Consider the following 21,015-nt stretch of genomic DNA (forward strand, 5'->3'; position numbering starts at 1 on the left):
CTGTCAGGAGAAACGCCCGCGCCTTGGCGGCGGTTCCCTCGCCAGCGGCGCAGTTCCCGCCTTCCCGTGTCCGGAGCGCCAGTGTAGGACGGCGGCATGAAATCACTGACCGATCCCTCGCAAGCACTCTCCACGGGCCTAGCGAAAATCCGCACCGAATTCCACGTGCCGGAAGGATTTCCGGCAGTCGTAATGGCCGCAGCGGAGGCGGCGGCCAAACGCGTGCCCAACCAGCACAGCGATCGAACAGCGATGCCCTTCGTCACACTCGATCCGGCAAGCTCCACCGATCTTGATCAGGCGTTTTCAATCGAGGCGAGCGGCGGCGATCTTCTGCTGCATTATGCCATTGCCGACGTAGCCTGGTTCGTCGAGGACGGCGACGCGATCGATCTCGAGGCGTGGACGCGGGGCGAGACGCTTTACTTCCCGGACGGCAAGGCCGGGCTCTACCCGCCGGCACTTGCCGAAGGTGCAGCGAGCCTGTTGCCGGATGGACCGCGCCCGGCGGTCGTCTTCACCGTCCGGGTCGCCGAGGACGGTCTGGTGAAATTGGACGGCGCGGAGCGGGCAATCATTCAAAGCCGCGCCAAGCTCGCCTATGACAGCGTGCAGGCCTCCGATCTCCCGGCCGGCTTCGCCGAAATGGCACGGCGCATGGCGATGAACGAAAAGCGGCGTGGCGCGTCCCGCGTCGACCCGCCCGAGCAGGAGGTGGAAAGGCTCGCCGACGGCACGTTCCGGCTTTCGTTCAGACCGCTGCTGCAATCCGAGCAAGACAACGCCGCGCTTTCCCTGGCCGCCAACATGGCGATTGCCGACGCCATGCTTGCGCACCATACCGGGTTGTTCCGTGTGATGTCGGAGCCGGATGCTTCCAAGGTGCAAAGACTGCGCAACGCGGCACTGGCTCTGGGGCTGTCCTGGCCGGCCTCCACCAGCTTGCACGACTACCAGCGAACCCTTGACCCGGCCGATCCGCAACAGGCGGCGCTGATGCTGGAAATCCGCCATGCGAGCCCCGGCGCGTCTTACCAACCCTATCAGGAGGGTGTCGTCCCCTGGCATGAGGCGATGGCGGCGACCTATGCCCATGCAACCGCGCCGCTCAGGCGACTGGCCGATCGCTACGTCGTGCGCTGCGTGCTGGCAATCGCCAACGGCCAGCCCGCACCGCACGCCGTCACCGATGCGTTCACCAGATCGCCGAAAGTGATGGGACGGGCGGGTGCCCGCGCTTCGCAGATCAACCATGCGGCCATCGACCTTGCCGAGGCCGTCATGCTCAGGGGACGCGAGGGGGAAACGTTCAAGGCCGTCGTGACCGACGTCAACCATGGCGTGCGCGTCCAGCTTGCCGACATGCCTGTCGTTGCCAACCTGAACGCGACCGGGCTCGGACAGGGTGACGGCCTAACGCTAAGGCTGGTCCTGGCCGATCCGGATCAACGCCGAATCGTGTTCGAACCTGCCTGAACAGCGGACGCTTCCGCCACCAGTCCAAAGCCCTGCATCAGCCGGCTGACGGCGAAATCCGCTTTGCCCGAGGTGAACACGGCGATATCAGGCTCACCTTGCGGCAGCGCCCCATCGACGGGCGGCAGGAGGGAAAGCGCCCGCCGCGCGATCGCTTCGGCCGGATCGATCCAGTCGACCGGCCAGGGCGCGGTCTTGCGCATGCGATTGACCAGAAATGGATAGTGGGTGCAGGCCAGCACGACGATGTCGGTCCTGCGCCCGTCATGTTCCATGAAACAGGGGGTGATCTCGGCGCGCACGGCCTCCTCGTCGACGAAGCCCTCGCGCATATAGGCCTCAGCAAGCCCCGCCAGCCTGTCGCTGCCGACCAGGCGGACATGGCATTTCTGCGCCCATTTGCTGATCAGGTCGCGCGTGTATTGCCGCTTGACCGTGCCCGGCGTGGCCAGCACAGAGACCAGGCCCGAGCGCGTGCGCTCCGCCGCCGGCTTGACCGCAGGCACCGTGCCGACAAAGGGGTGGCCGGGAAATCTGTCGCGCAGCGCATCGATGACCAGCGTCGAGGCGGTGTTGCAGGCGATGACCGAAATGACCGGTGAAAACCGGTCGAGCAGCCTGGCGAACAGTTCCAGTATATGGGTGCGCAGCGCCGGTTCTTCCCAGGCGCCGAAAGGAAAGGCCGCATCGTCGGCGACATAGACGAAACGGCGGTCCGGCATCAGCACGCGCGCCTCGCGCAACACGGTTAGGCCACCGACGCCGGAATCGAACATTAGGATCGGCTGGTCAGTCATTGTCGGTTCCCTTGCCGCCGAGCGGCGGCGTGTCTTCATCGTCGCCGGCCGGCCGGTGAGCCTGGCGATCGGCCTCTGCCTTGGCGGCGCGCGCGGCTGCCGGAAGCCGCCGTGGATCGTCGCCCGGCGAACCATCGCCGCGCGGCATTGCCGGTGAGAACCTGTCGAGCGACGAGATAATGCCGCGCAGCACTTTCAGCTCCGGCTCGGCAAAGCCGGCGCGCGTCAGCACGGCGCGCAGATTGTCGACCATCTTCGGCTTCTTCGGCGCCGGCCGGAAATAGCCGCGTGCCTCCAAAGCGCCTTCGAGATAGGCGAACAGGCCGTGCAGTTCTTCCTTGCTGGCCGGCTTCATGTCCGGACCGGAGAAATTCGTCCTGGTCTCGTCCTCGAGGCCTGACTTCATCCACTCATAGGACATCAGAAGTGCTGCCTGGGCGATGTTGAGCGAGGAGAAGTCGGGATCGACCGGGAAGGTGACGATCTCGTCGGCGAGGCCGACCTCGTCATTGTAGAGGCCGAAACGCTCGCGGCCGAACAGGATGCCGGTGCGCTGGCCCATTCCGTGACGGGCCCGCAGCACCCTGCCCGCTTCGACCGGGCCGCGCACGGTCTTGAAGCCATCGCGTTGCCTTGCAGTGGTGGCGAAAACGAAATTCAGGTCGGCAAGGGCCGAGGCGAGATCGTCGAACACCTTGACCGCATCGATGACGTGATCGGCACGGCTGGCGGCCGCGCGTGCCTTCTCGCTGGGCCAGCCGTCGCGCGGGTTGACCAGGCGCAGCTCGGAGAGGCCGAAATTGGCCATGGCGCGAGCGACCATGCCGATGTTCTCACCAAGCTGCGGCTCGACGAGGATGATGGCCGGACCGGCGGCTGAAGCGTTGTCGGGATCTTTGGTGATGGGCATGATTGTCAATGAACTGCTGTTTGCGGCATTTCAGCGTCCCCTGCCATATTCGGCCGCGAAAATGAAGCATTCGCAAATGATCGCGGTCTTGGCTCGCATTCGTGACGGATCGCCGTTTGCGTGGCCAAAAACGCTTTGATATACGGGCGCATCCCCCGGCCGAACGCCACGCGGGCAAGGCCGTCCATATCCCAGCAACGAGGCATTCTTTCCATGGCGAAGATCAAGGTGGCGAACCCGGTCGTCGAACTCGACGGCGACGAGATGACCCGCATCATCTGGCAGTTTATCAAGGACAAGCTGATCCACCCTTATCTCGACCTCAAGCTCGAATATTACGACCTCGGCGTCGAGCATCGCGACGCCACCAACGACCAGGTGACGATCGATTCGGCCAACGCCATCAAGAAATACGGTGTCGGCGTGAAATGCGCGACGATCACCCCCGACGAGCAGCGCGTCGAGGAATTCAAGCTGAAGAAGATGTGGAAGTCGCCGAACGGCACCATCCGCAATATCCTCGGCGGCACGATCTTCCGCGAGCCGATCATCATGAAGAACGTACCGCGCCTGGTGCCCGGCTGGACCAAGCCGATCATCGTCGGCCGTCACGCCTTCGGCGACCAGTACCGCGCCACCGATTTTCGCTTCCCCGGCAAGGGCAAGCTGACCATCAAGTTCGTCGGTGAGGACGGCCAGGTGATCGAGCACGATGTCTACGATGCGCCCGGCGCCGGCGTCGCCATGGCCATGTACAATCTCGACGAATCCATCCGCGAGTTCGCCCGCGCCTCGCTGAACTACGGCCTGCTGCGCAACTATCCGGTCTACCTGTCGACCAAGAACACCATCCTCAAGGCCTATGACGGCCGTTTCAAGGACATTTTCCAGGAAGTCTACGAGGCCGAATTCGAGGCCGAGTTCAAGTCGAAGAAGCTGTGGTACGAACACCGCCTGATCGACGACATGGTGGCCTCCGCCCTGAAATGGTCGGGCGGCTATGTCTGGGCCTGCAAGAACTACGATGGCGACGTCCAGTCCGACACGGTGGCGCAAGGCTTCGGGTCGCTCGGCCTGATGACCTCGGTGCTGATGACGCCGGACGGCAAGACGGTGGAAGCCGAAGCCGCGCACGGCACCGTCACTCGCCACTATCGCCAGCACCAGAAGGGCGAGGAAACCTCGACCAACTCGATCGCTTCGATCTTCGCCTGGACACGTGGCCTCGCCCACCGCGCCAAGCTCGACGACAATGCCGAGCTGAAGCGGTTTGCCGACACGCTGGAGAAGGTCTGCATCCAGACCGTCGAGTCCGGTTTCATGACCAAGGACCTGTCGCTCTTGATCGGCCCCGACCAGCCATGGCTCTCGACCACCGGCTTCCTCGACAAGATCGACGAGAATTTGCAGAAGGCGATGGCGTAAGCCGGCAGCCATGGCCAAGCCGGTTGTCTACGGGGCGGACTACAGCGTCTATGTGCGCATCGTCCGCCTCGTGCTCACGGAAAAAGGCATCGACTACGAGCTTGTGCCGGTCGATGTCTTTGCCGCCGAAGGCACTCCCGCCTGGTATTTCGAGCATCATCCGTTCGGCTGTATCCCGGCCTTCGAGCACGACGGCTTTCGCCTGTTCGAGACCAGCGCGATCGCGCGTTATGTCGACGAAGCGTTCGACGGCCCGGCATTGCAGCCCAAAGACGCCCGTACCCGCGCAACCATGAACCAGATCATCGGCATGCTCGACGCTTATGGCTACCGGTCGATGGTCTGGGACGTCGCCGTCGAGCGGCTGGAGAAGGAAGCGCCCGACGAGGCGCTGGTCGCCAACGGGCTGCGCCAGGCAGATACAGTGCTCAAAGTGCTCACCGCACTCAAAGCGCCCGGGCCGTGGCTGCTCGGCGATCAGCTGACGCTGGCCGACCTGCATGCGGCATCCATCGTTGGCTATTTCCTCAAGGCCCCCGAGGGGCAAAAGTTGCTTGCCGCGTTTGCCGATATCCAGGCCTGGTGGGACCGCATCGCACAACGTTCGAGCCTGGCGGCGGGCTGACATGGGGTTGGGGAGCGCCCATGGCTGAGCTTTCTCGCCACGATGCGCTCACCATTGCCAGAATAGTCAGGGTCAACCACGCCGGTGAGTTCGGTGCGATCAGGATTTATTCGGCGCAGATTCTGGTCGCCAGGCGCTTCTGGCCGGATTGCGTGCCATCCCTATCGGAGATGCTCGGGCATGAGCGTACTCACTGCGCTGCTTTCCGCGGAGCCATGCCGGCGCGGCGGTCGCGACCCTGCCGGGTGATGCAATTCTGGAGCTGGGGCGGCTGGCTGTTGGGTTTTGTGACCGCCCTGCTCGGCCCGTAAGGCATCTGGGCCTGCACAGCGGCGGTCGAGGCGGCAGTCCACCGGCATCTAGACGACCAGCTTTTCTTTCTGGCCGACCGCGACCGCGACCTTCACGGCATCATCCTGGCAATCCGCGAGGAAGAGCTAGCCCATCTCCATCACGCCGAAGAGCAGCTGAAATCGTCCGGCCCGGCGCTGAACCTTCTGCGGTCGCTGATTTCGATCGCCACTGATGTGCTGATCTGGCTGTCCACCTGGGGCGATTCCAGCAGAATGACGCACGCGCTGAAGGCGGCGAAACAGAGCCAGGTCTAAAGTCCGATTTCGGGTCTGGTGACCATCAGCCAGAGAATGGCAAGCACGGCGGCAAAAGCCGGGAAGCCGCACGCAAACCAGATGCGAAACAGGCGCTTCTCTTCGGCGGGCAGCGGCGCGTTTTCGATGGCCGCCTGTCGCGCCAGATTGCGGATCCGGATCTGAATCCGGACCACCGGCAGCCAGAACAGACCGGTCACGACATAAAGCAGCAAGGACAATAAAATCCAGCCTTCGGAGAGCGACCAGCCCACTGCCTGCGCGAGCAGCACACCCGTGATCGGCTGCACGATGACGGCGGTTTCCGTAAAAATGGTGTCAGCGATGACGACCGTGCCCGCGACATGAGCGACGAGGTCGGCGCGACCGGTGCGCTGCGCCATCAGCATGAAGAAGGCGATGCCGGCGCCGGTGCCGAAGAGAACCGTCGCACCGATGATATGCAGCCAGCGCAGTATGTCGATCCAGAGGCTCATCGCTCGTCCAAAATAGCCAAGGCCACCAGGACAAGGCAAAGCGCGGGTATCGCCTTGACCATTGCCCCCAGAGGATCGAGCCACAGATCGGGTGCTAGCATGGTTGCCGCGCTGAGATAACCCAAGGTGATGGCAATCATCCCCATCAGCGCGGCACGTGCGAAGGATCGCACCAGAATAGCAGCTCCGACAACGACGTCGGCAACACTTCCAGCAAGCACCGTTCCCAGCGCAAGCGCCGGCGACAGGCCATGCGAGACCAGAATGTCGGCGGCCGCATCCTGCCTGATCAAGCCGACGATGCCGGAAACCAGCCAGAACAGCGAAAGGACGCCGAACACGAGCGGTTTCAGAAGCCACAGGCGAGCAAACCATCGCTCCTGGACATGCGCCGGCATGGCGGCCAGCGTTGCCTCAAGCGGCTGCAGCCTATGATCGGAAATCTCGTTCCAGGACCTGGTATTGCCGGTCACGCCGCGCGCCAGCGCGACCAACGCTGCGCTGCGCAGAGGCGATCGCCAGCCAAGCAAGCCGAGGCCATCGGCGACAACAGCCGCGATCCGGCCGAGAAAGGCCGGTATCGGCACAATGCGGGCCGGTGGGAGGCCAAGCCATGCGCGGAAGGCCAGGAGAACGTCGGCGAGCGAGTGCGCCTCGGTTTCAACCAGATCGAGAGCAGAGCGCGGCGGCAGTGCTCCGGCAACCGCGCGCGAGACCGCCTCGGCAACGTCGGTCACCGACACGGTCTGGATCGGCTGGCGCGACATGACGGCGGGGATAAAGCCCGGGAAGGCCGCGAGAGCGCGCAGAAGTGCTGTCCCGCCATAGGCGGCAGGCGCGATCACCAAACCCGGGCGAAGGATCGTCCATTCCAGCGACGAGCTTGTGACGGCCTTGTCGCCTTCCGCCTTGGTGCTGAAGAAAGGATTTGCCGAGGCAGGGTCGGTGCCGATCGCGGAAATCTGCACAAAACGGCGCACGCCGGCCTGTTCGCAGGCCGCGACCAGCGCCACCACCGAACCCCGGTGAACGGCGTCGAGACGATCGCGCGGGCCGTCCTGCAGCGCGCCTGCTGCATTGACGACCGCGTCCATCCCTGCGACCACCGGCAGCCAATCTTCAGCAGCAAGCAATTTGGACATGTCTGCCGCGATCCAGCGAACCACTGGCCGGCGTCGTTGCGCATCCAGAATATCGCGACCAAGACCGGCCACATGGTGACCGTCGCGAAGCAAACGGCCAATGACGGCGTCCCCGATCAAACCATAGCCACCGAGGACGAGAATTTTCATGTCGTGGCTTTCAAGCCGCTTCGAGTGCCGCCCTTACCGCTGCAATCGCATCACCGGCCTTCGACGCATCCGGGCCTCCGGCTTGCGCCATGTCCGGCCGTCCGCCACCGCCCTGCCCGCCCAACGCGGCCGACGCGACGCGGACGAGATCGACGGCGCTGAAGCGGCCGACGAGGTCGTCAGTGACGGCGACGACGACGCTGGCCTTGTTGTCCTCGCCGGCGCCAACGAAGACGACGACGCCGGAGCCGAGTGACGTCTTGCCGGCATCGGCCAGCGGCTTCAGATCCTTCGGCGAGACACCGGAGACCGCCTTGCCGAGGAAGCCGATACCGGCGACGGTCTCGTTGGTGGCTGGAGCGTCCGCCGCGGCACCACCGCCGAGCGCCAGTTTCTTGCGCGCCTCGGTCAATTCCTTCTCAAGCTTCTTGCGCTCTTCGAGCAGCGTCTCGACGCGCGCCGGCACATCGGCGGGCGAAATCTTCAACACGGCTGCCGTCGCCTTCAAACGCCTGTCCTGTTCATCGAGATGTTTGCGCGCGGCTTCGCCCGTCAGTGCCTCGATGCGGCGCACGCCGGCGGCGACGGCGCTGTCCGACACGACACGCACCAAGCCGATATCGCCGGTCGCCCGGACATGGGTGCCGCCACAGAGTTCGACCGAATAGGGCCGGTTGGCCTTGGCGCCATGCACACCGGTGCCCATCGAGACGACGCGCACCTCGTCACCGTATTTCTCGCCGAACAGCGCCATGGCGCCCTCGGCGATGGCGTCGTCGACGGACATCAGGCGCGTGGTCACCGGGCCGTTCTGGACGACGATCTCATTGGCCATGCGCTCGACCTCTTCGAGGTCCTCCGGTGAGATCGGCTTGTTGTGCGAGATGTCGAAACGCAGGCGCTCGGGCGCGACCAGCGAGCCCTTCTGCGCGACATGGGTGCCCAGCACCTCGCGCAGCGCCTCATGGATCAGGTGCGTCGCGGAGTGGTTAGCCCGCAGCCTGGTGCGCCGCGCATGGTCGACCTTGAGTTCGACGGCAGCGCCTACCTTGACGGTGCCGCTTGCCACCTTGCCGAGATGCACGAACAGCCCGTCGGCCTTTTTCTGCGTGTCGGAGATCTCGATCGAAAACCCTTCGCCCGAGATGATGCCGGTGTCACCCATCTGGCCGCCGGACTCGCCATAGAACGGCGTCTGGTTGACGACCACCGCAACCGCATCGCCCTTGCCGGCGGCGTCGACGGTCTTGCCGTCCTTGACCAGCGCCTGGACGAGGCCTTCCGCCTGCTCGGTCTCGTAGCCGAGGAACTCGGTGGCGCCGGTCTTTTCACGCACGGAGAACCAGACCGTCTCGGTGGCGGCCTCGCCGGATCCGGTCCAATGCTTGCGCGCCTCGGCCTTCTGCTGCTCCATCGCATTGGTGAAGCCGGCAAGGTCGACCGAGATGTTGCGTTGGCGCAGCGCGTCCTGCGTCAGGTCGAGCGGGAAGCCGTAGGTGTCGTAGAGCTTGAAGGCCGTCTCGCCGTCCAGCATGTCGCCGGCATGCAAAGTTTCCGTCGCCTCCGAGAGCAGGCCGAGGCCGCGCACCAGCGTCTTGCGGAAGCGCGTCTCCTCGAGCTTCAGCGTCTCGGTGATCAACTGTTCGCCGCGCAGCAGTTCGGGATAGGCCTGGCCCATCTCGCGCACCAGCGCCGGCACCAGCTTCCACATCAGCGGCTCGTTCGCGCCGAGCAACTGCGCGTGGCGCATGGCGCGGCGCATGATGCGGCGCAACACATAGCCGCGTCCTTCGTTCGACGGCAGCACGCCGTCGGCGACCAGGAAGGAGGACGAGCGCAGGTGATCGGCGATGACGCGGTAGGAGGCCACGGTTTCCGCATCGGGAGCGCGCCCGAGTGCGGAGGACGCCACGTCGATCAGGTACCGGAACAGGTCGGTCTCAAAGACGCTTTCCACACCCTGCAGGATGGAGGCCATGCGCTCCAGGCCCATGCCGGTGTCGATCGAGGGACGCGGCAGGTCGATGCGCTCCTCCTTCGTCACCTGTTCATACTGCATGAACACCAGGTTCCAGAATTCGAGGAACCGGTCGCCATCTTCTTCGGGGCTGCCGGGAGGACCGCCCCAGATATGCTCGCCACGATCGATGAAGATTTCCGAGCACGGGCCGCATGGACCGGTGTCGCCCATCGCCCAGAAATTGTCCGAGGTCGGGATGCGGATAACGCGGTCGTCCGAAAAACCGGCGATCTTCTTCCAGAAGCCGGCCGCCTCATCGTCGGTGTGATAGACGGTGACCAGCAGCTTGTCCTTCTTCAGCCCGAACTCCTTGGTGATCAGGTTCCAGGCAAGTTCGATGGCGCGTTCCTTGAAGTAATCGCCGAACGAGAAATTACCGAGCATCTCGAAGAAGGTCAGGTGGCGCGCGGTGTAGCCGACATTGTCGAGGTCGTTGTGCTTGCCGCCGGCGCGAACGCTCTTCTGAGCAGTCGTGGCGCGCGAATAGGGCCGCTTCTCCAAACCGGTGAAGACGTTCTTGAACTGCACCATGCCGGCATTGGTGAACATCAATGTCGGGTCGTTGCGCGGCACGAGCGGGCTCGAGGCGACGACCTCGTGGCCCTCCCTGCGGAAATAGTCGAGGAATGTCGACCGGATTTCGTTCACGCCACTCATGACTGCTGCCTTTTTTTGCGAAAACCGCCGGCGACCCGGCGGAAATGGGCTCTGCTTTTTGCAGAGATAGACTGGGCCTTTTAGCGGGCACGCTTCACCCTGTCCAGAAACACGGAATTGGGCCAATCCACCAGCTTGCCGGCAGTCCAAAAACAAAAACCGCCGGCTCGAAGGCCGGCGGTTTTGGACGCGGTACTAAAGAACTCGATTACATAAGCATTGGATCATAGGCAGGAATTATGTCCGAACTCCGGCCATTAGCCTACATCGCGCCGGCTTCATCCTCGAAACCGTCGTCGCCATTGCCCTCAGAGCCACCATTTTCGAGGAATTTCTCGGCGATCAGCCCGGCATTCTGCCGCAGCGCCAGTTCGATCTCACGCGCCGTATCGGGATTGTCGCGCAGGAACAGTTTTGCATTTTCGCGGCCCTGGCCGAGACGCTGCGAATTGTAGGAGAACCAGGCGCCCGATTTCTCGACCACGCCGGCCTTGACGCCGAGATCGACCAGTTCGCCGGTCTTGGACACGCCTTCACCGTACATGATGTCGAACTCGACCACCTTGAAGGGCGGCGCCAGCTTGTTCTTGACCACCTTGACGCGGGTCTGGTTGCCGACGACCTCGTCACGGTCCTTGACCGAACCGATGCGGCGGATGTCGAGGCGCACCGAAGCGTAGAACTTCAGCGCATTGCCGCCAGTGGTGGTTTCGGGCGAGCCGAACATGACGCCGATCTTCATGCGGATCTGGTTGATGAAGATGACCATGGTGTTGGAGCGCGAGATCGAGGCGGTGAGCTTGCGCAGCGCCTGGCTCATCAGACGGGCCTGCAGACCCGGCAGCGAATCGCCCATCTCGCCTTCGATTTCGGCGCGTGGCGTCAGCGCCGCGACCGAATCGACCACCAGCACGTCGATGGCGCCGGAACGCACCAGCGTATCACAGATTTCCAGCGCCTGCTCGCCAGTGTCGGGCTGCGAGATCAGGAGGTTTTCGAGATCGACGCCGAGCTTGCGGGCGTAGACCGGATCGAGCGCATGCTCGGCATCGACGAAGGCGCAGATGCCGCCCTTCTTCTGGGCTTCCGCCACCGTGTGCAGCGCCAGCGTCGTCTTGCCCGAGCTTTCCGGCCCGTAGATCTCGATGATGCGGCCGCGCGGCAGGCCACCGACGCCAAGCGCGATGTCGAGGCCGAGCGAGCCCGTTGGCACCGTCTCGATCTCGACGACCTGCTCGTTCGCGCCGAGCCGCATGATCGAGCCCTTGCCGAAAGCCCGCTCGATTTGCGACAGCGCCGCATCCAGAGCCTTTGATTTGTCCACTGCCTTATCCTCTACAAGCCGCAAAGAATTCTGAGCCATGATACATCACCCCTTGGTCGTCAATGAAGGCCGGACAATCCGTAATCCCTACCATTTTGTACCTTTTTTGTTCTCGTTTGGCAAGAGGGATCAAACATCTGAAAAACAAGTGATATCCGGATTTGTTCTTTTTTCGTACCAAGAGATCGAACAGCAATGCACCTCGCATTGGGCCAGACAGTTCGATTGTTTCGGTTCGCCGAATCGCTGCCTTGCGTGCGAAACTCCATCCGCAGCCTAACGCTTGTGCGGCAGGAATAACAAAGGGCATATCGCCGGCATGGTGAAATCCGCAAAGATACTGGCCGTGGGCGGCGCCCACATAGACCGGCGTGGCCAGGTGTCCGGCGCCTATGTGCCCGCCGCGTCCAATCCCGGCACGATGCGCGAGGATGTCGGCGGCGGCGTCTTCAATGCGTTGCGCAGCACGGTGCGGCGCGGCGTATCGGCCTCGCTGATGTCGATGCGCGGCGGCGATGCGGCGGGCGACACCGTTTCGCGCGCCATAGCGGAAGCTGGCATCGCCGATCTCTCGGCGGTGTTCCTTGACCGAACCACGCCGAGCTATACGGCGCTGATCGACCGCGAGGGCGAACTGATCGTCGGCTTTGCCGACATGGCTCTCTACGACATGGCGTTCCCCAAGCAGATCAGGCGTTCCAAGGTGCGGGAGGTGGTCGCGGCCGCCGATGCCATCTTGTGCGACGCCAATTTGCCGTCCTCGGCGCTGGAGCGGCTCGTCGCACTCGCTTCGGGCAAGCCGGTGTACGCGATTGCCATTTCGCCGGCCAAGGTGGTGCGGCTGATGCCGGTGCTCGGCGCGCTGGCGCTGGTCTTCATGAACCGGAGCGAGGCCATCGTGCTGGCGGGCGTCAACGCAAATGCCGCGAATCCGGCTGTCGTCGACGGGCTGCGCTGCAGCGGTCTCAGAAGCGGTGTGGTCACCGCAGGTGGCGGCGCGGTGCTGGGTTTCGACCAAGCAGGCGCCTTTTCGATCTTGCCGCCTGCCCCGAGAAAAATCGCCGATGTCACCGGAGCCGGCGACGCATTGGCAGGTGCAACGATCGCGGCCTTGCTGCGCGGTCTGCCTTTTCGCGCGGCCTTGCGCGACGGAGTCGCGGCGGCGACGCTGGCCATCGAAAGCGCCGACGCCGTTCCCGATTTCAGCGAGGCATCCTTCGTGCAAGCACTGGCCCTTGTGCCGGATGCGCAGGAAATGGCATGAGACCGGCAAATTCATGGTCCGCAGCGCCGGCCAGCGTCGAGATAGATGCGGGCGCTCCAGCTTGGAGATCCAGATGAACCCGGAAACCGCCCACCCCTTCATCGACGTCCATGCGCCGGTGGCGCGGGCCCTCGCCGCCGGCCAGCCGGTGGTGGCGCTGGAGAGCACCATCATCACCCATGGCATGCCCTACCCCGACAATGGCGCCATGGCGGCGGATGTGGAAAAGATCATCAGCGACGGCGGCGCCGTGCCGGCGACGATCGCCGTGGTCGGCGGCCGCATCAAGATCGGCCTGTCGGATGGAGAGCGGGAATCGCTGGCCATGACGGGTGACGCCATGAAGCTGTCGCGCGCCGATCTCGGCTTTGCCGTCGCGCAAGGGCGCACCGGCGGCACCACGGTCGCCGCCACCATGATCGCGGCGCACATGGTCGGCATAAAAGTGTTCGCCACCGGCGGCATCGGCGGCGTGCACAAGGGGGCGGAAAAGAGTTTCGATATCTCGGCCGACCTCGACGAACTGGCGCGCACGCCGGTCATCGTCGTCTCGGCCGGCGCCAAGGCGATCCTCGACATCGAAAAGACGCTGGAGGTGCTGGAGACGCGCGGCGTGCCTGTCGTCGGCGCTGGCTGCGAAACGATGCCGGCCTTCTGGTCACGGCAGTCGCCGTTCCGCGCGCCGCTGACCCTGCACAAGCCGGAAGAGATCGCGCATTTCTTCCGGACCAGGGCTGCACTAGGCTTGAATGGCGGCATGCTGATCGCCAATCCGGTGCCGGAAAACCACGAAATCCCGGCTGAGGAGATGGCTGGCTACATCGAGGCGGCTCAGAAGGCGGCAGAGGCGCTCAATGTGACGGGCAAGGCGGTGACGCCGTTCCTGTTGTCGAAAATCCTCGAACTGACCAGCGGCCGCAGTTTGAAGACCAACATCGCGCTGGTTGAGAACAATGCACGGCTGGCGGCGAGGATCGCGAAGGCGCTGTAGCCCACCGACATCCGCAAGTTGGCATCACTTCCCAGCCCGCCGCCCCGCCTCATACGCACGGCGCGCCCACACCGTCATCTCGTCGGGATCATCGAAAGCACTGTCTGGAACGCTCCAATAGGGCATGGCGACCGGCTTGCCGTGGCGCGAGCCGGTGTAGGTCCATTGCCTGCAGCCGGCAGCTTCGAAGTCGGGTGCGCTTTGCTCGTCGGCCTTCAGCAGCAATTCGCCGCGCAGCACGATGGCGACGATGACGCCGTCGAAATAGATGCCCTTGCCGCCGAACAGCTTGCGGATGCTGACCGGTCCGAGGCCCTCGAAGAGTTCGGCGATGCGTTCATTGTCCATGCCGCGATCATGTCATCGGCGTCAGGCCTTGTCATCGCCGCAACCAAAATCATGCTGACAGGTTGAAAGAGGATCGATCGGAGTTTCCCGCCATGCCTGTCCTGCTCAAAGGCTCCTGCCGCTGCAATGCCGTCCGTTTCGAGGTGGAAAGCCACACGCCGGTGCCGTTCATGCTGTGCTACTGCTCGATCTGCCGAAAGCAGCAAGGCGGCGGCGGTTTCGCCATCAATTTGGGCGCCGACTATGAGACCCTGAACATCCGGGGCAAGACGAGCCTTGGCGTCTACCGTGCCGAGATCGAGGACGACGAGCATCCGCATTGCGAAGTCTCGACCGGCGAGCGCAATTTCTGCAAGAAATGTGGATCAGCACTTTGGCTCTACGACCCGACCTGGCCGGAGCTGGTGCATCCCTTCGCCTCGGCGATCGACAGCGACCTGCCGAAACCGCCTGAAAAGGTGCATCTGATGCTGAAATACAAGGCGAACTGGGTCGAGCCGGATGTCGGCAAAGGCGACAAGACTTTTGACGTCTATCCCGAGGAATCGATCGCCGACTGGCACAAGCGGACGGGGATGTGGGTGAAGTAGCGTCCTTCTCCCCGTTTTACGGGGAGAAGATGCCGGCAGGCAGATGAGGGGCGGAGCAAACTTCGGATAGGGAAGCGCTGCCCCTCATCCGTCACTTCGTGACACCTTCTCCCCGTGAACGGGGAGAAGGCAAAATCAGGCGCTAGCGCGTGCCTCGGCCAGCGCCTTCAGGTCGGCCGGCTTCAGCTCGACGGATTCGCCGCAGCCGCAGGCCGAACTCTGGTTCGGGTTGTGGAAGGTGAAGCCGGTGCGCAGCGTCGTCTGCTCGAAATCCATCTCGGTGCCGAACAGAAAAAGCGCGGCCTCGGGTGCCACATAGACATGGGCGCCGTCGCGCTCGATGTGGTCGTCCTTGGTGTTGGGTTCGGTCACCAGGTCAACCGTGTATTCCATGCCGGCGCAGCCACCCTTCTTGATGCCGAGGCGGATGCCATGTGCGTTTTCACGCGTGGCCACGATCTCGCGCACCCGGTCGGCGGCCTTTTCGGTCATGGTGATGACGGCAAAGCGTCCCATTCTTTTTCCTTCTCCATTCCATGCAGGTTCAAGGCCTGCCGAATGATTCCTCACCTTAAAATGGTGAAGTTTTACCGCTGGCGCAAGTGCGCCCTCCGGCTTGCACTTAATACCAGCCCACCGCGACCTGCGCCTCTTCTGACATGCGGTCGGGCGACCAGGGCGGGTCGAAGGTCATGTTGACCTCGACGCCGGAAACGCCTTCGACGGCGCCAACGGCATTTTCGACCCAGCCCGGCATTTCGCCTGCCACCGGGCAGCCGGGGGCGGTCAGCGTCATGTCGATCTTGACCGAGCGGTCGTCCTCGATGTCGATCTTGTAGACAAGGCCGAGCTCGTAAATGTCGGCGGGGATTTCCGGGTCGTAGACCGTCTTCAGCGCGGAGACGATGTCGTCGGTCAACCGCGCCAGTTCGTCGGCGGGAATGGCGGACGCCGAAACCACGGCGTTGGCGGCGGTTTCCGCGGTGGTCTCGGCAGTGGTGCTCGCGTCATCCATCATCGTCACCCGAAGAATTTGCGCGCTTTTTCAAGCGCCTCGGCGAAAGCGTCGACTTCGGCCCTGGTATTATACATGCCGAACGATGCCCTGCATGTGGAGGTTACGCCGAAGCGTTTCAACAGCGGCTGGGCGCAATGGGTGCCGGCGCGGACCGCCACACCTTGCCTGTCTATCACCATCGACACGTCATGGGCATGAATACCCTGCAGTTCGAAGGAGATGATCGCGCCCTTGCTTGGAGCGTCGCCGAAAATGCGCAGCGAGTTGATGGCGCGCAGCCGTTCATGAGCATAGATCTTGAGGCCTTCCTCATGCGCGGCAATGCGCTCGCGGCCGACTTTTTCCATATACTCCAGCGCGGCACCGAGCCCGATCGCCTGGACGATCGGCGGCGTGCCGGCCTCAAAGCGATGCGGCGGCTCGTTGTAGGTGACGACGTCTTCCGTCACCTCCTCGATCATTTCGCCGCCGCCCATGAAGGGGCGCATGCCCTGGAGAATATCCTTCTTGCCATAGAGCACGCCGATGCCCGATGGGCCGTAGACCTTGTGGCCGGTGAAGACGAAGAAGTCGCAGTCGAGATCCTGGACGTCGATGGGCATATGAACAGCGCTCTGGCTGCCATCGACGAGCACCGGAATGCCCCGCGCGTGCGCGATGCGCACGATTTCCTTGATCGGGGTCACCGTGCCCAGCGCGTTCGACATCTGCGTGATGGCGACCAGTTTGGTGCGATCGGTCAGGCGCTTCTCGAATTCCTCGATGTGGAAGATGCCGAGATCGTCGACCGGCACCCAGACCAGCTTTGCGCCCTGCCGCTCACGGATGAAATGCCAGGGCACGATGTTGGAGTGATGCTCCATGATCGACAGCACGATCTCGTCGCCCTCACCGATGTTGGGCATGCCATAGCCATAGGCGACTGTGTTGATCGCCGAGGTCGTGTTCGAGGTGAAGACGATGTTGTCGGTACTTGGCGCGTTGAGAAAGCGACGCACCGTTTCCCGCGCCTTTTCATAGGCGTCGGTCGCCGCATTGGACAGGAAATGCAGGCCGCGATGGACGTTGGCATATTCCTGGGAATAGGCATGCTGGATCGTATCCAGCACCACCTGCGGCTTCTGCGCCGAGGCGCCATTGTCGAGATAGACCAGCGGCTTGCCATAGACTTCCCGCGACAGGATCGGGAAGTCGCGGCGGATCGCCTCGACGTCGTAAGGGATATTTTCGACTTTCTGGTCCATTTCAAAGTCCTTGCCGTCCTAGGCCGCGTTCCTCGCAACACCCCTCATCCGACCGAGCTTCGCTCGGCCACCTTCTCCCACAAGGGGAGAAGGAAGAGCGCCCAACCTTCTCCCCTTGTGGGAGAAGGTGGATCGGCGCATAGCGCCGAGACGGATGAGGGGTGGCTTTGCCGGGCCCCATCCAATAATTACCCGTGCGCCACGAACCACCCGTCGAGCCGCGCTTCGAGCGCGTCGACGATCGCTTCGTCATCCAGTTCCTCGATCACCTCGGCGACGAACGCCTTGACCAGAAGGCCCCGGGCGCTCTTCTCGTCGACACCGCGCGCCATCAGGTAGAACAGATGGTCGTGGTCGATCTCGGTGACCGTCGCGCCGTGGCCGCAGACGACGTCGTCGGCGAAGATTTCGAGCTCAGGCTTGGTCGAGAACTCGCCATCGTCCGACAACAGCAGCGTGTTGCAGGCCATCTTGGCGTTGGTCTTCTGGGCATACTGATGGACGTTGATGCGGCCCTGGAAGACGCCGCGCGCCTTGCCCGTCACCACGTTGCGGACGATCTCGGTCGAGGTCGTGTGCGGCACGGCGTGATCGAGCACCATGGTCACGTCGGTGTGGGTGTCGCCAGCCAGCAGATTGATGCCGCGCAGCTTGAAATCGGCGCCTTCGCCGGTTGTCCTGACCACGATCTCCTGGCGCACCAGCCTGCCGCCGGCATTCATGACGAACAGGGTCAGTTTCGCGTCCTTGCCGATATGGGCCTTGAACTGCGCCAGATGCGTCGCGGTCTCGGGCTGTTCCTGGACGATCAGCCATGTCACCTCGGCGCCCTCGCCGAGCACGAGTTGGCTGACCGAACTAGTCAACGCCGCGCCCTCGCCGGCCTGGCGTTCGACGATGACCGCCTTGGCGCCGGCACCGACACGCACCGGCAGGCGTACGTGCGTCTGGCCGCCGGCCTGTAAATTCTGCAATTCGATCGGCTTTTCCAGTTCGGCACCGTCGGCGATGTCGACAAAATACCCATCGGCGACGAAAGCCGTGTTCAGCGCCCCAATGGCATCGTCGCTGCCATAGGGATCGAGCTCCGGCGCGATGCTGCCGTCGGTCAGCTTTTCCGACAGGCGCTCAACGGCGACGCCGTCCACAGCCGGCGTCTTCGCATCGGACTTACCGTTCAGGATCGCCAACACGGCAGAGCCTTCGACGATCGGCGCGACGGCCTTGGGGGCGGCGGCCGGATCGAAGTCCGGCACCGCGTTCAGCAGCCGCCGAAGGTCCGTGTAGTGCCAGGATTCGACGCGCCGCGTCGGCAGGCCGTGCTTGATCGCTTCAATGGCGTCGTCGCGCTTCAGCATCACCGCGCCATCGCCCGGCAACAGCGACAGACGGTCGCCGAAGGCGTCGATCAACGCTGTCTCGGCCGGTGTCCGCTGCGGTTGTGTGTGCATATTCATCAGTTTGACCTTGCCTTCTGGCATCTCACGCGGCTTGCCCGATCACGCCGGCATAGCCGTTGGCTTCCAGATCGAGCGCCAGCGACTTGTCGCCGGACTTGATGACCTGGCCCTTGTAGAGCACGTGCACGCTGTCGGGCACGATGTGTTCGAGCAGGCGTTGGTAGTGGGTGATGACCAGGAACGCCCGGTCCGGCGCGCGCAGCGCGTTGACGCCGTCGGAAACGATCTTCAGCGCATCGATGTCGAGGCCGGAATCGGTCTCGTCGAGCACGCAGAGCTTCGGCTCCAGGAGCTTCATCTGCAGGATCTCGGCACGCTTCTTCTCGCCGCCGGAGAAGCCGACATTGAGCGGCCGCTTCAGCATCGCCATGTCCATGTTGAGCGAGGCTGCCGCTTCTTTCACCCGCTTCAGGAATTCAGGGATTTTCAGCGGTTCCTCGCCGCGCGCCTTGCGCTGCTCGTTCATCGCCACCTTCAGGAATTCCATGGTCGCCACGCCCGGTATTTCCATCGGGTATTGGAAGGCCAGGAAGATGCCCGACGTGGCGCGCTCGGCCGGATCCATTTCGAGGATCGACTGGCCGTTGTAGAGGATGTCGCCCTCGGTCACCTCATAGTCCTCGCGGCCGGCGAGGATGTAGGACAGCGTCGATTTGCCCGAGCCATTCGGTCCCATGATCGCGGCGACCTCGCCGGCTTTCACCGTCAGGTTCAGGCCGCGGATGATCTCGGTGCCATCATCAACGATGCGGGCGTGCAGGTTCTTGATCTCAAGCATTCTTTTGTTTCCTGAATATTGTCCGGTCAGCCGACCGAGCCCTCGAGCGAGATGCCGATCAGCTTCTGCGCCTCGACCGCGAATTCCATCGGCAGTTGCTGGATGACGTCCTTGACGAAGCCGTTGACGATCAGCGCTATCGCCTCTTCTTCGGGAATGCCGCGCTGCATGACGTAGAATTTCTGGTCCTCGGAAATCTTCGAGGTCGTCGCCTCATGCTCGAACTGCGCCGTCGAGTTCTTGGCCTCCATGTAGGGCACGGTGTGCGCGCCGCACTGGTCGCCGATCAGCAGCGAGTCGCAGTTGGTGAAGTTGCGGGCATTGGTCGCCTTGCGGTGCGCCGAAACCTGGCCGCGATAGGTATTCTGCGAGAAGCCGGCGGCGATGCCCTTGGAGATGATCCGGCTCGACGTGTTCTTGCCGAGATGGATCATCTTGGTGCCGCTATCGACCTGCTGGTAGCCGTTCGACACGGCGATCGAATAGAACTCGCCCTGGGAATCGTCGCCGCGCAGGATGCAGCTCGGATATTTCCAGGTGATGGCCGAGCCGGTCTCGACCTGCGTCCACGAAATCTTCGAGCGGTCGCCACGGCAATCGCCGCGCTTGGTGACGAAATTGTAGATGCCGCCCTTGCCCTCGGCGTCGCCGGGGTACCAGTTCTGCACCGTCGAGTATTTGATCTCGGCATCGTCGAGCGCGACCAGTTCGACGACGGCGGCGTGAAGCTGGTTCTCATCGCGTTGCGGCGCCGTGCAGCCTTCGAGATAGGAGACGTAAGCCCCCTCCTCGGCGATGATCAGCGTGCGCTCGAACTGGCCGGTGTTCTTCTCGTTCATGCGGAAATAGGTCGACAGCTCCATCGGGCAGCGCACGCCCTTGGGCACGAACACGAACGAGCCGTCGGTGAAGACAGCCGAATTCAGCGTGGCATAGAAATTGTCCGACGTCGGCACGACCGAGCCGAGATATTTCTTCACCAGTTCCGGATGCTCGCGGATGGCTTCCGAGATCGAGCAGAAGATGACGCCGGCCTGCGCCAGTTCCTTCTTGAAGGTCGTGACCACCGAGACGGAATCGAACACCGCGTCGACGGCGACACGGCCCGACTTGTAGACATTGTCGCTGGCTTCCTCGAGCTCGGAAACATCCGTCTTCTGCACGCCGGCAAGGATTTCCTGCTCGCGCAGCGGAATGCCGAGCTTCTCGTAGACCTTCAAGAGTTCGGGATCGACGTCGCTGAGCGACGACGGGCCGGGCGTGCTCTTGGGCGCCGCGTAGTAGTAGATGTCCTGGAAATCGATCTTGGGATAGTTGACGCGCGCCCAGGTCGGCTCTTCCAGCGTCAGCCAGCGCCGATAGGCTTCCAGGCGCCACTCCAGCATCCAGGACGGTTCGTCCTTCTTGGCCGAAATGAAACGGATGATGTCTTCGCTCAGCCCCTTGGGAGCCTTGTCGACGGCGATCTCGGTCTGGAATCCATATTTGTATTGGTCGACGTCGATCTTTCGGACCCGATCGATCGTGTCCTGCACAGCAGGCATATGCGTTCTCCATCCACGCCGGGGTCAAGGCCCGACAGTTTTCAAACTATGGCACCGCCGAAATGACCGCCAAAGAAGCGCTCGCGGCAGCGTAAGTTCCATATAGTGCGTCTCGACCGGAAATTCACCCGGCCAACATGAAACGCACGGCTCTACCAGGTCAAAAAG

At 63.2% G+C, this 21,015-nt stretch carries 20 protein-coding genes and 1 pseudogene; 8 read left to right on the forward strand and 13 right to left on the reverse strand.

The window, feature by feature from the left end; translation table 11 throughout:
• Positions 1-96 precede the first annotated feature (96 nt).
• On the forward strand, positions 97-1,476 hold the full coding sequence (locus AC0NIH_RS23420) for an RNB domain-containing ribonuclease (RefSeq protein ID WP_473465943.1): 1,380 nt from the start codon (positions 97-99) through the stop codon (positions 1,474-1,476).
• On the opposite strand, the gene murI is transcribed toward AC0NIH_RS23420, so the two are convergent.
• Together murI and AC0NIH_RS23430 are read right to left on the reverse strand one after the other, a co-directional pair.
• Positions 1,446-2,273, reverse strand: a complete 828-nt coding sequence (gene murI, locus AC0NIH_RS23425; protein WP_013895887.1) for a glutamate racemase — start codon at positions 2,271-2,273, stop codon at positions 1,446-1,448. The two genes, AC0NIH_RS23420 and murI, sit on opposite strands and share 31 nt — an antisense overlap.
• Entirely contained in the window at positions 2,266-3,183 is a 918-nt protein-coding gene (locus tag AC0NIH_RS23430; RefSeq protein WP_473465946.1) for an RNA methyltransferase, read from the reverse strand. Before AC0NIH_RS23430 ends, murI begins: the two co-directional genes overlap by 8 nt.
• Here AC0NIH_RS23430 and AC0NIH_RS23435 point away from each other — a divergent pair.
• From AC0NIH_RS23435 to AC0NIH_RS23450, 4 genes and pseudogenes are all read left to right on the forward strand, one after another.
• Positions 3,176-3,322, forward strand: a complete 147-nt coding sequence (locus AC0NIH_RS23435; RefSeq protein WP_473465948.1) for a hypothetical protein — start codon at positions 3,176-3,178, stop codon at positions 3,320-3,322. The two genes, AC0NIH_RS23430 and AC0NIH_RS23435, sit on opposite strands and share 8 nt — an antisense overlap.
• Positions 3,323-3,396: 74 nt before the next feature.
• Entirely contained in the window at positions 3,397-4,608 is a 1,212-nt protein-coding gene (locus AC0NIH_RS23440; protein WP_013895889.1) for an NADP-dependent isocitrate dehydrogenase, read from the forward strand.
• A gap of 10 nt (positions 4,609-4,618) precedes the next feature.
• Positions 4,619-5,233 carry a glutathione S-transferase family protein gene (locus AC0NIH_RS23445; protein WP_287268720.1) on the forward strand — a complete coding sequence of 205 codons (615 nt, stop codon included), beginning with the start codon at positions 4,619-4,621 and terminating at the stop codon, positions 5,231-5,233.
• A gap of 20 nt (positions 5,234-5,253) precedes the next feature.
• Positions 5,254-5,841: pseudogene (locus AC0NIH_RS23450) on the forward strand (demethoxyubiquinone hydroxylase family protein).
• Here the strand turns inward: AC0NIH_RS23450 and AC0NIH_RS23455 are convergent.
• From AC0NIH_RS23455 to recA, 4 genes are all read right to left on the reverse strand, one after another.
• Positions 5,838-6,317 carry a DUF2269 family protein gene (locus tag AC0NIH_RS23455; RefSeq protein ID WP_473465951.1) on the reverse strand — a complete coding sequence of 160 codons (480 nt, stop codon included), beginning with the start codon at positions 6,315-6,317 and terminating at the stop codon, positions 5,838-5,840. The pseudogene AC0NIH_RS23450 and the gene AC0NIH_RS23455 overlap by 4 nt on opposite strands.
• Positions 6,314-7,609, reverse strand: coding sequence for an SDR family oxidoreductase (locus AC0NIH_RS23460; RefSeq protein WP_287268716.1), 1,296 nt, complete (start codon positions 7,607-7,609; stop codon positions 6,314-6,316). Before AC0NIH_RS23460 ends, AC0NIH_RS23455 begins: the two co-directional genes overlap by 4 nt.
• 10 nt (positions 7,610-7,619) lie before the next feature.
• Positions 7,620-10,286, reverse strand: coding sequence for an alanine--tRNA ligase (alaS, locus tag AC0NIH_RS23465; RefSeq protein WP_473465954.1), 2,667 nt, complete (start codon positions 10,284-10,286; stop codon positions 7,620-7,622).
• 262 nt (positions 10,287-10,548) lie between these two features.
• Positions 10,549-11,649 (reverse strand): recombinase RecA, encoded by a 1,101-nt coding sequence (gene recA / locus AC0NIH_RS23470; RefSeq protein WP_013895892.1) that lies wholly within the window; start codon positions 11,647-11,649, stop codon positions 10,549-10,551.
• A 280-nt stretch (positions 11,650-11,929) separates the two neighbouring features.
• Between recA and AC0NIH_RS23475 the strand changes: the two genes are divergently transcribed.
• Both AC0NIH_RS23475 and AC0NIH_RS23480 read left to right on the forward strand, forming a co-directional pair.
• Complete coding sequence (locus AC0NIH_RS23475; RefSeq protein ID WP_473465957.1) at positions 11,930-12,874, forward strand: carbohydrate kinase family protein; 945 nt, start codon at positions 11,930-11,932, stop codon at positions 12,872-12,874.
• Between the two features lie 73 nt (positions 12,875-12,947).
• Complete coding sequence (locus AC0NIH_RS23480; protein ID WP_473465960.1) at positions 12,948-13,865, forward strand: pseudouridine-5'-phosphate glycosidase; 918 nt, start codon at positions 12,948-12,950, stop codon at positions 13,863-13,865.
• A 24-nt stretch (positions 13,866-13,889) separates the two neighbouring features.
• On the opposite strand, the gene AC0NIH_RS23485 is transcribed toward AC0NIH_RS23480, so the two are convergent.
• Positions 13,890-14,213: a TfoX/Sxy family protein gene (locus AC0NIH_RS23485; protein WP_473465963.1), complete on the reverse strand. Its 324-nt coding sequence runs from the start codon at positions 14,211-14,213 to the stop codon at positions 13,890-13,892.
• A gap of 92 nt (positions 14,214-14,305) precedes the next feature.
• Here AC0NIH_RS23485 and AC0NIH_RS23490 point away from each other — a divergent pair, with 92 nt between their 5' ends.
• Complete coding sequence (locus AC0NIH_RS23490; protein WP_287268704.1) at positions 14,306-14,803, forward strand: GFA family protein; 498 nt, start codon at positions 14,306-14,308, stop codon at positions 14,801-14,803.
• 135 nt (positions 14,804-14,938) lie between these two features.
• On the opposite strand, the gene sufA is transcribed toward AC0NIH_RS23490, so the two are convergent.
• The 6 genes from sufA to sufB form a co-directional block, all read right to left on the reverse strand.
• Entirely contained in the window at positions 14,939-15,319 is a 381-nt protein-coding gene (gene sufA / locus AC0NIH_RS23495) for a Fe-S cluster assembly scaffold SufA (protein WP_013895897.1), read from the reverse strand.
• Positions 15,320-15,425: 106 nt separating this feature from the next.
• A complete protein-coding gene (locus AC0NIH_RS23500; RefSeq protein WP_023776294.1) occupies positions 15,426-15,818 on the reverse strand; it encodes an SUF system Fe-S cluster assembly protein in 393 nt (130 codons plus the stop codon).
• 5 nt (positions 15,819-15,823) lie between these two features.
• Positions 15,824-17,065, reverse strand: a complete 1,242-nt coding sequence (locus AC0NIH_RS23505) for a cysteine desulfurase (protein WP_473465967.1) — start codon at positions 17,063-17,065, stop codon at positions 15,824-15,826.
• Positions 17,066-17,253: 188 nt separating this feature from the next.
• Positions 17,254-18,522 (reverse strand): Fe-S cluster assembly protein SufD, encoded by a 1,269-nt coding sequence (gene sufD / locus AC0NIH_RS23510; RefSeq protein WP_473465970.1) that lies wholly within the window; start codon positions 18,520-18,522, stop codon positions 17,254-17,256.
• A gap of 25 nt (positions 18,523-18,547) precedes the next feature.
• The gene (sufC, locus tag AC0NIH_RS23515; RefSeq protein WP_023764151.1) at positions 18,548-19,303 is read right to left on the reverse strand and encodes a Fe-S cluster assembly ATPase SufC; all 756 of its coding nucleotides are present in this window, start codon (positions 19,301-19,303) and stop codon (positions 18,548-18,550) included.
• A gap of 26 nt (positions 19,304-19,329) precedes the next feature.
• Entirely contained in the window at positions 19,330-20,847 is a 1,518-nt protein-coding gene (gene sufB, locus AC0NIH_RS23520) for a Fe-S cluster assembly protein SufB (RefSeq protein ID WP_023776296.1), read from the reverse strand.
• Positions 20,848-21,015: the final 168 nt, after the last annotated feature.

The sequence above is a fragment of the Mesorhizobium sp. WSM1386 genome, assembly GCF_055901595.1.

Coding starts and splice junctions, on each gene's coding strand:
- sufD (WP_473465970.1), bottom strand. CDS start 18,522: ATGAATATGCACACACAACCGCAGCGGACACCGGCCGAGACAGCGTTG.
- AC0NIH_RS23485 (WP_473465963.1), bottom strand. CDS start 14,213: ATGGACAATGAACGCATCGCCGAACTCTTCGAGGGCCTCGGACCGGTC.
- AC0NIH_RS23500 (WP_023776294.1), bottom strand. CDS start 15,818: ATGGATGACGCGAGCACCACTGCCGAGACCACCGCGGAAACCGCCGCC.
- sufB (WP_023776296.1), bottom strand. CDS start 20,847: ATGCCTGCTGTGCAGGACACGATCGATCGGGTCCGAAAGATCGACGTC.
- AC0NIH_RS23455 (WP_473465951.1), bottom strand. CDS start 6,317: ATGAGCCTCTGGATCGACATACTGCGCTGGCTGCATATCATCGGTGCG.
- sufA (WP_013895897.1), bottom strand. CDS start 15,319: ATGGGACGCTTTGCCGTCATCACCATGACCGAAAAGGCCGCCGACCGG.
- AC0NIH_RS23435 (WP_473465948.1), top strand. CDS start 3,176: ATGGGCATGATTGTCAATGAACTGCTGTTTGCGGCATTTCAGCGTCCC.
- AC0NIH_RS23430 (WP_473465946.1), bottom strand. CDS start 3,183: ATGCCCATCACCAAAGATCCCGACAACGCTTCAGCCGCCGGTCCGGCC.
- AC0NIH_RS23445 (WP_287268720.1), top strand. CDS start 4,619: ATGGCCAAGCCGGTTGTCTACGGGGCGGACTACAGCGTCTATGTGCGC.
- murI (WP_013895887.1), bottom strand. CDS start 2,273: ATGACTGACCAGCCGATCCTAATGTTCGATTCCGGCGTCGGTGGCCTA.
- AC0NIH_RS23460 (WP_287268716.1), bottom strand. CDS start 7,609: ATGAAAATTCTCGTCCTCGGTGGCTATGGTTTGATCGGGGACGCCGTC.
- AC0NIH_RS23420 (WP_473465943.1), top strand. CDS start 97: ATGAAATCACTGACCGATCCCTCGCAAGCACTCTCCACGGGCCTAGCG.
- AC0NIH_RS23490 (WP_287268704.1), top strand. CDS start 14,306: ATGCCTGTCCTGCTCAAAGGCTCCTGCCGCTGCAATGCCGTCCGTTTC.
- AC0NIH_RS23440 (WP_013895889.1), top strand. CDS start 3,397: ATGGCGAAGATCAAGGTGGCGAACCCGGTCGTCGAACTCGACGGCGAC.
- AC0NIH_RS23505 (WP_473465967.1), bottom strand. CDS start 17,065: ATGGACCAGAAAGTCGAAAATATCCCTTACGACGTCGAGGCGATCCGC.
- AC0NIH_RS23475 (WP_473465957.1), top strand. CDS start 11,930: ATGGTGAAATCCGCAAAGATACTGGCCGTGGGCGGCGCCCACATAGAC.
- sufC (WP_023764151.1), bottom strand. CDS start 19,303: ATGCTTGAGATCAAGAACCTGCACGCCCGCATCGTTGATGATGGCACC.
- alaS (WP_473465954.1), bottom strand. CDS start 10,286: ATGAGTGGCGTGAACGAAATCCGGTCGACATTCCTCGACTATTTCCGC.
- recA (WP_013895892.1), bottom strand. CDS start 11,649: ATGGCTCAGAATTCTTTGCGGCTTGTAGAGGATAAGGCAGTGGACAAA.
- AC0NIH_RS23480 (WP_473465960.1), top strand. CDS start 12,948: ATGAACCCGGAAACCGCCCACCCCTTCATCGACGTCCATGCGCCGGTG.